A 13,336-nucleotide genomic window follows, 5' to 3' on the forward strand; every position below is an offset into this window, starting at 1 on the left:
TCCTGAAATTAAATTTCACTTTAATGTGAAATTCCTATCTTTAGAATTCAACTAACCAACCATTATATATGATTAAAGTCCATCTACGGCTGCTCATTTTTATGTGCAGTTTTTCATTATTTGCACAAGACTACTTCCCTAGCAACTCGGGAGTTATTGCAAATAATTCTAATTACACGGCATTTACAAATGCTACAATCCATGTATCTCCAACTGAAACTATAGACAATGCAACGCTCCTAATTAAGGATGGCAAAGTTGTTAGCGTTGGAAAATCGGTAAACATTCCAAAGAACACTACAAAGATTAATTTAACCGGAAAAACCATTTATCCTTCATTTATAGACATGTATACCACATTTGGTGTAGAAGACCCAAAGCGAGGTGGCAATGGCCCGCAATATGGAGCAAGCCGAAGCGGGTATTACTGGAATGATCATGTGATGCCCGAACAAGACGTTATGACGAGTTTTAAATATGATGCCAAATCTGCTTCTGAACTCCACAAATTAGGCTTTGGAGTCGTAAACACACACATGCCAGATGGTGTTGTACGCGGCACAGGAGCGTTAATTGCACTGAATAATAATGCAGACAATGCCATGCGTATTGTTGATGGAAAAACATCGCAACACTTCTCATTTAGAAAAAGTGTGCGCTCACAACAACGCTATCCGTCTTCTATTATGGGAAGCATGGCTTTATTGCGTCAAATGTATGACGATGCTAAATGGTATGAAGCTGGCCATATTGCTACGAAAGATTTGTCACTAGAAGCCCTAAATAATCACAAGAACTTGCCTCAAATTTTTGAAGCCGGTAGTAGAGCGAATCTTATGAGAGCGGATAAAGTTGGTGATGCTTTCAACATTCAATATACCATAGTGGGAGGAGGTGATGAATATGAACGTATTGATGAAATAAAAGGAACTAACGCTACTATTATTTTACCAATAAATTTTCAATTGGCGTACAATGTTGATGATCCCTTCTTAACAAGCACATTGTCTTTAAGTGATATGCGCTCTTGGAATCAAGAACCACACAACCCAAGGCTATTAGCCGAAAACGGTATAAAATTCGCATTAACAACACATGGTTTAAAATCGAACAAAGCCTTTTCCTCAAATTTGATGAAAGCCATAGAGAACGGATTATCCAAACAAAAAGCATTAGAAGCCTTAACAACCATTCCCGCTTCTTTATTAGGGAAATCAGATGTTTTAGGCACGTTAAAAGTTGGAAGCTATGCCAATTTCTTAATAACAGATGGTGACATTTTTGAAAAGAAAACAAAGCTCTATGAAAATTGGGTACAAGGTTCAGCGCATATAATTGAAAACATAGACACTAAAGATATAGATGGTGACTACAATTTTAAATTGGCTGGCCAAGATTATAAACTGAGCATTTCAAAAAGCACTAGTCAACCAAAAGCTCAATTGGAAAGCAACGCCAAAACGTTAGGTACTAAAATTAATTATGCCGACGATTGGCTCAACCTCACTTTTAAAACAGCGGATAGTACTCAAACAGAATTCATAAGAATTGTAGCTAACTCCACAAAGGATCATACTTTAAACGGAAAAGCCATATTACCAAATGGAAACGAATTATCATTTAATGCCGTAAAAGTGAAAGAAAACACATCAGATAAAAAAGATGCTTCGGTCTCGATCAACGACCAAAATAAAAAGAAAGGTGGATACAAAACGGATGCCGATCCTTTTATGAGTCCTATCACCTACCCTAATTTGGCATACGGATTTACAGAACAACCAAAATCGGAAACCTTATTATTTAAAAACGCAACGGTTTGGACTAATGAAAGCGAAGGTATTTTAGAACATACAGACGTCTTAATTAAAGATGGTAAAATTTCAAAAATTGGTAAAGATCTTTCTAGTAAAAACGCGAAAGTTATTGATGCGACAGGAAAACACATCACTGCTGGTATTATCGATGAACATTCCCATCTCGCTGCAGCCTCTATAAATGAAGGAGGACAAAACTCTTCCGCAGAAGTTACCATTGAAGATGTTATTGACGATGAAGATATTGGAATTTATAGAAATTTAGCAGGTGGTGTAACATCAATTCAAATTTTACATGGCTCTGCCAACCCTATTGGTGGACGTTCTGCCATAATTAAACTAAAATGGGGAGCATCAGCTGAGGATTTAATCTATGAGGACTCTCCAAAATTCATCAAATTCGCTTTAGGTGAAAACGTAAAACAATCACGAAGCCGAACCAATTCGCGTTTCCCACAATCAAGAATGGGAGTGGAACAAGTGTTTGTAGATTATTTTACAAGAGCAAAAGCTTATGATGAAGCAAAGAAAAGCGGAAAACCGTATAGAAAAGATATGGAAATGGAAACACTTGCTGAAATCCTAAATGGAGAACGGTTTATTTCTTGTCATTCTTACGTACAAAGCGAAATTAATATGTTGATGAAAGTTGCTGATCAATTCGATTTTAAAATTAACACCTTCACGCATATCTTGGAAGGTTATAAAGTCGCTGATAAAATGAAAGCTCATGGAGCTGGAGGCTCTACCTTTAGTGATTGGTGGGCTTACAAATACGAAGTTAATGATGCAATTCCTTACAATGCAGCAATTATGCACAATGCAGGTATTACAGTCGCGATAAACAGTGATGACCCTGAAATGTCGCGTCGTTTAAACCAAGAAGCTGCAAAATCGGTGAAATACGGAGGGGTTAGCGAAGAAGAAGCTTGGAAATTTGTGACGTTAAATCCGGCTAAATTATTACATCTCGATGAGAGAGTTGGAAGTTTAAAAGTAGGTAAAGATGCCGATGTGGTATTATGGTCAGATCATCCCTTATCCATTTATGCCAAAGCCGAAAAAACAATCATTGAAGGGGTGACGTATTTCGATTTGGAACATGACAAAGAAATGCGTGACGCCATTAAAAAAGAAAAAAGTGAACTTATCAATTTAATGCTTCAAGATAAAAACAAAGGCCTAAAGACACAGCCTGTAAAAAAGAAAGAAGAAAAAATAATGCATTGTGACACCATGGATTCATATCAACACTAAAAACGATTTAAAATGAAAAACTTACATAAATTAAATAGGCTATTGTTTTTAGTGTGTATCTCAGTTGGATTTGCACAACAAACTCCAGCTCCAAAGCAAACTAAAGATTTTGCCATTGTGGGAGCCACAGCTCATATCGGAAATGGAACTGTTATTGAAAACAGTATTATTGTTGTTAGTAATGGAAAAATAATAACAATAGGACCAGAAGCTTCTACTCCACTAACAAGGCAAGCTATGGATATCATTGATGGTAAAGGCAAAGATGTTTACCCAGGATTCATTGTTGCCAATGGCACCTTAGGCTTAGTTGAAGTTGATGCGGTTAAAGCCTCTGATGACCTTGAAGAACTCGGAACTTTTAATCCGCATATCAGAAGTATAATTGCTTATAATACCGAATCTAAAGTCATAGAATCTATGCGACCAAACGGAGTATTGTTGGGACAGGTTGTACCACGAGGAGGTCGTATTTCGGGAACCTCATCGGTTGTACAATACGATGCCTGGAATTGGGAAGATGCAGCTATAAAAATGGATGATGGCATCCACATTAATTGGCCAAACACCTTTAGTCGTGGACGTTGGTGGATGGGTGAAGATGCTGGATTAAAGCCGAATGAAAATTACTCAAAACAAATAAAAGAACTGAATGATTTTTTTACAGAATCGAAGAGTTATAATAACGGAGATCACACCGAAAGACATTTACCATATGAAGCCATGAGTGGTATATTTGATGGTAGTAAACATTTGTATATTAATGCCGATGACGAAAAAGGAATAACTGATGCTGTTAACTTTGCAACATCCCAAGGCATTTCAAAAATTACCATTGTTGGAGGTTACCAAGCCTCGAATATTGCAAGCTTCTTAAAACAGAATAACGTATCTGTCTTTTTAACACGTGTTCATTCTAGACCAGAGTTAGAAGACGATGATTATGATTATGCCTATAAACAAGCCAAACTATTGGTAGATGCAGGTGTTTTAGTGGCATTAGAACCAAGCGGTCAAATGGAACGCATGAATTCTCGTAACCTTCCCTTTTATGCTGGCACAACCGTTGCACATGGCTTAACAAAAGCACAAGCCTTACAATTAATCACTCAGAATCCAGCGAAAATTATGGGCATTGATGCTATATACGGAACGCTTGAAGTTGGTAAAAGCGCGACACTATTTATTAGCGAAGGTGACGCTTTAGACATGCGCACAAATCAGTTAACACATGCCTTTATTGACGGAAGAAGTTTAAGTCTAGAAACCCACCAAACAAAACTTTGGAAACGGTTTTCTGACAAACCCAGTCAAATAGATTAACAAAAAAAAAAAAAGCGAACCTCACAGTTCGCTTTTTTACTTTTACAAAAGTATTAATCAATCACAGTTGCTCCTGCAGGCATTGAAAACATAGCTTTATCTAATACTTTCTCAGAAAGTACTACATCTGTAAACTCAACTGTATTTCGTTTTTCTGTAGGTACATTATTTTCATAATTATACCAATCAATACTTTTAGGTATTACCAAACCATTAACCGTTTGCCAATTATTATATCTTATAAAATGGAAATCTGGACTTCCTTCTGCTTTACCAAATGTTACTGTATACCCTAACCATTGCATATGCCCTGTTTCAGCGTCATAAAAAATCTTATACTGATCATTAGAAGACTCTCCAACACCCGCTTCGTAAGAAATTAAGATTCCTGGATATGTTTTTCCTTCAAAAATTAAAGGCTCTGTCTCTGTATAGGAAATACCATCATCTCCAAAAACAAAAGGCATTGCATAAAAGTAAAACATTAAACCTTTATAAAACTTAGGTTTTCCGTTATAGGCTTTACCATCTTTTTCATTAATCCAAAGCGTTTCACCATCAAAACCTTGCGTATATGTTGGTGTATCAATTAATTCTGCTCTGGTTTTTAAATCTTTTGTAGTCTTCTCTACTCCTGAAGGTTTTGTTATAGTAAAAGATAGCGTTTGCATTTTATTCCATTGCTCAATGTTTCCGTGTGCATTGAAAACTTTAGTAATAGATTCAGGATATATACTAGTTGTAACATCTTCTGTTGTTACTGCTTCAACTTCTAAAACTTCAGTCGCATCTTGTTTTGTTTCATTTTTACACGCCAGTGCAATAACGGCTAAAAGGCTTACATAAATTATTTTTTTCATAATAGGGTTTTGATTTAGCGTCTTGGACGAAATTAAATATAAAGCATTACAAAAAAAAGCTTCAGATATATTCTGAAGCTTTAGTTATAAAATTTGTTTTCAACTTAATTCACAATTAACTTCTGAACGGTTGATGTGTTTCCTATAGTTAACTCTACAAAATACAAACCGCTTTCTAAACTAGAAATATCTAAAATCGAAGAATTCCCTTCAAAATTAACAGGTTTCAAAATTGCTTTTCCTTGAATGTTGAGGATATTGACGTTTCCAGTTCCAAAATTAGATGAGGCTAATTGAATGGTTACGTTTTCTTTTGCAGGATTAGGAAAGAGAGTAAAACTAGTACTATCAAAACCATTTACAGATAAGGTTTCTACAAATTCAGTTTGAAACGTATTGGTGATAATAGGTGCATTAAAATCGAAATAAATAGCAGCTGAATTCTCAATGATATCACCAATAGTATAACCTGCATTTGGTTTTATTTTAAAATACACATAACCATTACTGCCTTCCTCATCATCTTGTTCGGCTGGTAAGTTGATGTTGTCAAAATACCATTCTAAACTATTCCCTGTTCTGGTAACAATATAATCATGACTAGAACGTAACATTTGGAAGGTGCTTTCATCTAACTGTTCGTCTAAAACATCTTCTATTCTTATAAAAATTGCTTCAGCTGTTCCTACATTTTGAAAACGAATAGTGTAATATAAATATTCATCTGAAGTTACAAAATCCTCAAATAAAACAGCTTTCCCATGAGATTCCATTTTATCGTTAGGGTCATAAGAACCAATGACTTCTGCAGTTGTAGAAGATTCATTATTCTCTGAAACGATATCATTTAAAGACGTTGTATAAGTTACCGTGTCGGTGACTAAATCACCAAGAGTAGTAGATGTTGCTGTTAACAATTCTATAGAAACAGCTATGGTTTCTAGAGGTAATAAATTAACAAAATCTAGACTAAAACCTTCGGGATTTAAAGTTGTCGAATAATTACTATTCGCACTTATACTACTAATGCTAAGATTTGAATCTAAGCTATAATTTATAGTTCCTGAAGTTGGTGTTAAACCTAAATTTTGAATTATTAAATAGTTAGTATGTGTAAAACCTGGTCTTGGAGATTGTTCGTTTATAAGATACACAGCAATATCTTCACAGCTCAGCTGATCTACAATTGGAAATTCTACAGCTATAGTTTCACCATTTAAAACAGTCACATCTTGAAATGATGCTATAGAAACATCATAACAATCACTATATTCATCATAGAAATAATAATTGATATCAAACGTATCGGTGTCTTCATAACTTGCAATACTGAAACTTCCTGTAGAAGAGGCAACGGTATTAATAACACCGTCATTGTTGGCCTCATAGGTAAAATAACCATTTGCATAATACGTTTCATTTGAATCTAAAACGGTATTATCGTTATCGTCGTAAAAAGCAGATACATTGATTAAGCCCACATCCTCACAATTATTAAATGTTATGATGATGTCATCGGTAGAACTTGAGGAACATAATTCATTATTTACAAAAACACTATATGTGCCACTTTCAGTAACCGTCAGTGTAGCATTAGTTTCTCCCGTAATGACAATACCTTCATAATACCATTGATAACTGACACCTAATGCTGTCGTTGCATCTAATTGATAAGCGTTTACATCGCATAAATTTTGATCAGGCCCTAAATCGATTTCAAAATCTGCCTTTAAAGATCCAGAATCGGCTTGACCAAAATTAGTTTGACTAATATATGTAGTCCCTTCTTGGTCGGAATAATTAGTGGTTAGAAGAATATAAATTTCATCTGATAATGCATTAGTAATCGTAAAGTTTTCTACCGAAGATGCAGAATAACTACAATCAACAATATCTTGACATGTGGTGCAACCTTCAACTATTTCGTCGCATGCGTATTCAACCGAGTCAAATGGGCCGAACAATGCAAAATCAACATCTAAATTAGTGCCTTCAGGACTTAGCTGACTAATTTCAATATCTATAGCTCCGTCATCATCAATTTGAAGAATATTCCAAGATGGGTTTGGTGCTGAAGCTAAACAAGACATACTATAAGAACTCGGTACTCCTGTAACATTAGGTGTTGTAATTTCGTTTCCATTAGAGCAAAATGCTACTGCACTTTCACATACAGTATTTGCAACGGCGTCTTTTATACATAATTCAAAAGTAGAGGTTTCGGACACCATATCTGCCGAAAAAACTCTTACATAATATGTGTTTCCAATAATTAAATTTTGAGCAACAATAGATGTGTTTTCTGAACAACTTAATTCTGTCAATGCTCCACAAGTCCCTTCGAATAGTGTTAGGTTTAAATTATAGGTTCCTCCTGCTATATTTTGGATTAAAATATTTTGTATTTCAGATAAAGCTGTAAAAGAAAACCATACATCGTCGTTTGGCACTCCAGAGCAATTGTCATTTGAAACACCAGAATCCGTAGCTAAATTTATAGTACCAGAAGTTAAAACATCACAAGATATTCCACTATTAACAGGTACAACAATCGCCGCATCACATTCGTCATTAGTAGGAGGGCAACCTAAAACTTGAATGGTTGAGCTATTGATACCACAATTAACACCTTGATCATTGTCCACGGTAACAATTACATCAACTAAAAAAGGAAAAGGACCTATTTGATACACTCCTGTTGCTGTTACAGACGTTGTTTCATCATTATTATTATTTGAAATTGTTAGTGAAGTGGCATCACCCAAACTCGTCACATCTACATCGATTAAAAATTGATCCCCATTCTCACAATCATTAACCACTTCAAATGTCACTGCTGGATTAATACATGTAGCACAAGAAACCGTATAATTAATACCTTGTGACACACTAGAATTACTACTTTGGCAACTCCAAGAAGCATCCGAATTAATATAAAATGAAATGGAATCTCCTGTAGATTGAAAGGTAAGTCCGCCGATATCACCTCCGTTTCCGTAATTTTCATCTTCTGCGGCATAACCTGGAAATGGTACACCATTAGAATCTAATATCACTAACTCATCCCATGCAGTTTCTACACTACCAGAATTAAAGGTTAAATTAAGTGGCGTACCATCTGCACTTGTGTAAGTAAGTATGATTGGATCTGTTGCCCCACCATCACCGTAACAGTAGTCTTGAGTAAGTGAACCATCCCCAACACAATCAATATCAAAATTAGTTTGAAGTGCTGTTGCAAATGTAAACGGTCCTGCAAAGTTTGAATTTTCTTCGCCACATACCGATTGTACATAATAATCGTATTCAGTATTATTAGTTAAGTCTGTTACACTATAAAATGTTTCAGTAAGCCCATTAATCATGGTTCCTGTTCCTAGTGTAAAACCTGCAACACCATATTCTATATTCCAAGAAGTTGCTGTTCCTTGTTCTTCCCAGCTTATATCTGCCGAAGTAAAGTTTAAATTATTAGCATTAAGCGCTATGGGCTCAAAACAAGTAATCAAATTCCTCACTCTAAAATTATCGACAAATACTTCTACATCTTCAATATCATCGACTTCGCCTTCTGAAGCTAATATTCCAAATTGAACAGTGTCGCCACTATAGGCCGTTAAATCAATAATAGGATGTTCACCTTCAACAGATACCTCCGAGTTTTCATCATAAGTTAATAGCGGTATCCAAGTTACACCACCATCATTGGTTAATAACAATTGAACCGTATCATCAGATCCCAACGTACCTGCATTGGTACTACTATCCCATGCCATGATGCCAAAATCAAAATCCACTTGAAAAGGACCACCTGACAAATCAAACTCTGGCGACAAAAGCCAATCACTTTTATTAGCTAAATATAGGTTTATGCGATATGCACCACTTAATCCATTATTTAAAAATCCTTCTGCCAACCAAGATCCCGATCCTATATCCATAGGTCCAGATTCAGCATCTCCACTATCTGCTTCTTCCCAACATTCATTAGGTATTACAGAAAAGTCTTCATAATAATTTGGGGTAACGATATCACATTGCGCTGAAGCAATCATCGTAAGAAATAGTGTAATAAAAAATAAAAGTAGTTTTTGTCTCATGTTTAGTTATTTGGGTTGCCTAAAGATATAAGAAAATATCAATTTCTATTGCTAATACAAAAAAGCTTCAGAATATACCTGAAGCTTTAGTTATAAAACTTGTTTTCAACTTAATTCACAATTAACTTCTGAACGGTTGATGTGTTTCCTATAGTTAACTCTACAAAATACAAGCCGCTTTCTAAACTTGAAATATCTAAAATCGAAGAATTCTCTTCAAACTTAATGTATTTCAGAATTGCTTTTCCTTGAATGTTGTAAATATTTACGCTTCCAGTTTCAAAATAAGACGATGCCAATTGAATGGTGACGTTTTCTTTTGCTGGATTTGGGAACATGTTAAAGCGAGTGACATTAAATTCATTTAAACTTAAAGCTACTGAACTTTCAAGATAATCTGGAATCGTGTTGCTATTTGTATCATCGTCCGTTGGATCTCCGTTATTATTATAATCTTCGTCTATCGTTAGAATGCCATCACCATCATCGTCGTCATCTAAATAATTTTCTATCTCATCGTCATCTGTATCAACAAACTGGTGTATTGTGTTATTAGATCGTCCTAAAACAATATTAATTTCATCTATAGTTGCAACGTTATCGCCGTCATCATCACTGTCTAAATAATTCGGAATCCCATCATCATCAGTATCATCATCTTCTAAATCACCGTTATCATTCAAATCTTCATCGCTATCAATTACTCCATCTTCATCGGTATCTGCACAAATAACCTCCTCCACGTTAATCATTGTAGTAACTGATCCACACCCAGACAAAGCAATAACTGTAACGTTATAAAAACCAGGTTGTGTTACCGTAATAGACGCTTGTGTTTCACCTAGTATAGGACCACTATCAGTTGCCCATTGAAAACTATAATTTGAAGAATTTAAACCCGTATCTATAGTTACAGACTCGCCAGTACAAAAACCATAACTATCATCTATATTTAAAAATGGTAAAGGGTTAACATGTAAAGTAACATCTGTTGTCGCATAGCATGTGAAAGCGTCATTTCCACTTCCGTTTTCAGTAGTATTATCTACTCTTGCATAAATTATCTGTGGGTTAATAACGTTTTGATATAAGGTTGGTAACGGATTTATACCAAATTCTGCATCAGCTTGAGTTGCATAATAAGTTACGCTGTAATCGTCAGAATCTTGTCCGTCTAATACTTCAAATTCTAGTGTTACTAAATCAAACTGTACACTATCGTTTGTTGGATCACCATCAGTTTCCATATTATCATCACAGACTTCATATAAAATAGGCACATTATCCGCATTTGCTTGGGCTGCTTCTTGGACCTCTAAGTTGAAACTTTGAGTACTAATGGAACAATCCGTGAGAATATTAGTGATGGTTACAAAAATTTGTTGTGGATTAGTGACATTTGTATATGGACTCGCTAAAGCATTCGCACCTGAATATGCATCTTCTAAAGTTTCATGGTAGGTTACTTCTAATAGTGAAGGGTCTTGACCATTTAATACTTCGGCATCTTTTGATATTAAATCAAATTCCGCGAAACCATCAGTATTTAATTCACATTGAATAAAGTCTGTTACAGCAACCGTTTCTGGTAGCGCATTAACCATTATATTGAAATTGACAACCGCAAAACAGCCCGTGAAATTGCTTTGTGTTCTTGCAAAGATAGTTTGAGGAGAAACTGTATTGATAAATTGCGTTGGATCCGAAATACTATTTGAGCCAGACATAGCATCGTTCTCACTTATATAATAGGTCACAGTCTGCCCTGCTTCACCATTAATGATTATTACTTCATTTTCTGTGAGATCAAAGGCCTCTACTTCATCTCCAGGATTGGTTTCGTCGCACAGCACTAAATCTGACAATAACTCACTTGGAGTTGGTGTTGGATTTGGCAAAACCCGTATGGTCAATGTAGTAAAACTCATGCAACCTGTATTAATATCAGTAACTACTACATATAATGTTTGTGGATTAGCTATATTTCCATTAACAGAACTATTTGTATATGCTGTTGGGTTTGCAATAACGTTGGTCTGTGCTTGTGCATCTGCATTGGTTTCATAATAAGATACGGACCAATCTGCATTACCATTTGTAATCTCAGCATCTTTTACAGTTAAATCGAATACAGCAATTTCATCACTCGTAGAATCATCACATAATGAAAGTGCAGTTGGAAATACAGCTACAGGTATAGAATTAACTACAAGATCTACTGTAGATAAATATCTACAACCTAAAAAACTATCAGCCGCTGCATCAATATCTTCTACTCTCACAATTAAAGTTTCACCTGCAGAGATATAAGGACTCACTATTGAGTTAATCGCTTGGTTGGCGTCTGCAGTACTCGTGTAATAACTTATTACGAACTCGTCTCCTAGACCAAGTGAAGCTGATAAGTCATCTAAATTAAAATCTGCCGTACCATCTGCAGATGAATTATCACAAGCCATAATAGTTTGTGGGTCTATTACAGTTGCTTCCTCATACAAATTTAGAACTACAAGTTGAGAAAACACTGAAGATCCACATTGATTATAAAATGCTGCAACTTGATAAACATCAGATTGTGTAACTACAAGTGAAGAAGACGTTTCTCCAAACATTTCAAAACCATTCCTATACCAAATAAACCCATCTGCTAATGGTGAGTTGGTTTCTATTGTGACGGAACCAAATCCACACAAGTTTGCTTCTACTGGTGTTTCAGAATCAGAATCTGTATCGCTAAAAAAAACGTCGTTACTTATTATCTCCGCTGTAAATTCTGACGTATTAATCACTACTAAGGTGAGTTCAGTAGTAGCAAAATTTCCCGTAGCATTAGCTTCTAATCGTACATATAGCGTCTGAAACCAACTAATTATATTTATGTACGAACCATTTATCGCATTAGTGCCGTTGGAAGCATTATTCTGCGTTTCATGATATGTTATTGTAAAATCTATTGCACTTTGGGCTCCCAAAACTTGGGCATCTGCATAAGTTAAATCGAATAAAGCAAAACCATCATTATCTTCATCACAAACTTCTAAATCGTTTGGCTGATTCGCCACCTGAGCAAATGAAATTGTGTTGATTGTTAAGAATAGAAATAGGTAAAGTAGTTTTTGTTTCATAATAAGTTAAATTTGTATCTCTCAAATATAGATTAAATAATATAGTAATGAGTAAATCCATCTCTAGCGTTCAAAATCCATTCATAAAACAACTTGCTCTGCTCAAAGATAAATCGAGACAACGTAAAAAATCTGGACAATTTTTAATAGAAGGAAAACGTGAATTATCGCTAGCTATTAAAGGCGGCTATGCGATTGAAACCCTTTTGTTTTTTCCGGATTTATTTTCTGAAAGCGAGGCCAAAGCGATGAGTTCTTATGGTATTGAAATTATTGAGATTTCTAAAGAGGTCTTTAAAAAATTAGCACATCGCGATACCACTGAAGGTGTCATTGCTGTTGTAAACACTAAAAAGCATACGCTTGAAGATTTAAAACTCACCTCTAAAAACCCACTAATTTTAGTGGCTGAAGCCCCTGAGAAACCTGGAAATATTGGAGCTCTTTTACGTACGGCTGATGCTGCTAATGTAGACGCTGTGATTATTGCGAATCCAAAATCTGATTTATACAATCCTAATATTATTCGTTCTAGTGTTGGCTGTGTCTTTACTACCGAAATCGCTATGGCTAACAGCGAAGACGCTATTGCTTTTCTGAAGAAATACAATTTCAATATTTTCTCTGCTATTTTACAAAAATCAGAACCTTACCATTCCCAAAATTACACATTACCAACCGCCATTGTTGTCGGTACCGAAGCCACAGGTTTAACGGAAGAATGGCGACAAGCTGCTACTAAAAATATCAGCATTCCTATGCAAGGAGTTATTGACTCCATGAATGTGTCTGTTGCGGCAGGAATCCTAATTTTTGAAGCAAAACGTCAACGTGATTTTAAATAAATAAAAAACGTC

The 13,336-nt window shown here is 35.4% G+C and carries 6 protein-coding genes; 3 read left to right on the forward strand and 3 right to left on the reverse strand.

The annotated features are described in order from the left end of the window. Nucleotides 1-68: 68 nt before the first annotated feature. Together KO515_RS11955 and KO515_RS11960 are read left to right on the forward strand one after the other, a co-directional pair. Entirely contained in the window at nt 69-3,071 is a 3,003-nt protein-coding gene (locus KO515_RS11955) for an amidohydrolase family protein (RefSeq protein ID WP_252723856.1), read from the forward strand. Nucleotides 3,072-3,083: 12 nt separating this feature from the next. Next, entirely contained in the window at nt 3,084-4,394 is a 1,311-nt protein-coding gene (locus tag KO515_RS11960; RefSeq protein ID WP_215936581.1) for an amidohydrolase family protein, read from the forward strand. A gap of 53 nt (nt 4,395-4,447) precedes the next feature. On the opposite strand, the gene KO515_RS11965 is transcribed toward KO515_RS11960, so the two are convergent. From KO515_RS11965 to KO515_RS11975, 3 genes are all read right to left on the reverse strand, one after another. Then, nucleotides 4,448-5,254 carry a DUF6503 family protein gene (locus tag KO515_RS11965; RefSeq protein ID WP_215936582.1) on the reverse strand — a complete coding sequence of 269 codons (807 nt, stop codon included), beginning with the start codon at nt 5,252-5,254 and terminating at the stop codon, nt 4,448-4,450. 104 nt (nt 5,255-5,358) lie between these two features. Then, nucleotides 5,359-9,354, reverse strand: a complete 3,996-nt coding sequence (locus tag KO515_RS11970; RefSeq protein ID WP_215936583.1) for a DUF7619 domain-containing protein — start codon at nt 9,352-9,354, stop codon at nt 5,359-5,361. Between the two features lie 110 nt (nt 9,355-9,464). Then, nucleotides 9,465-12,479: a T9SS type A sorting domain-containing protein gene (locus KO515_RS11975; RefSeq protein WP_215936584.1), complete on the reverse strand. Its 3,015-nt coding sequence runs from the start codon at nt 12,477-12,479 to the stop codon at nt 9,465-9,467. 47 nt (nt 12,480-12,526) lie between these two features. Here KO515_RS11975 and KO515_RS11980 point away from each other — a divergent pair, with 47 nt between their 5' ends. Further along, on the forward strand, nt 12,527-13,324 hold the full coding sequence (locus KO515_RS11980) for a TrmH family RNA methyltransferase (protein ID WP_215936585.1): 798 nt from the start codon (nt 12,527-12,529) through the stop codon (nt 13,322-13,324). The last annotated feature ends 12 nt before the right edge of the window (nt 13,325-13,336 follow it).

Source organism: Winogradskyella psychrotolerans (assembly GCF_018860545.1).
Lineage (GTDB): Bacteria > Bacteroidota > Bacteroidia > Flavobacteriales > Flavobacteriaceae > Winogradskyella > Winogradskyella psychrotolerans_A.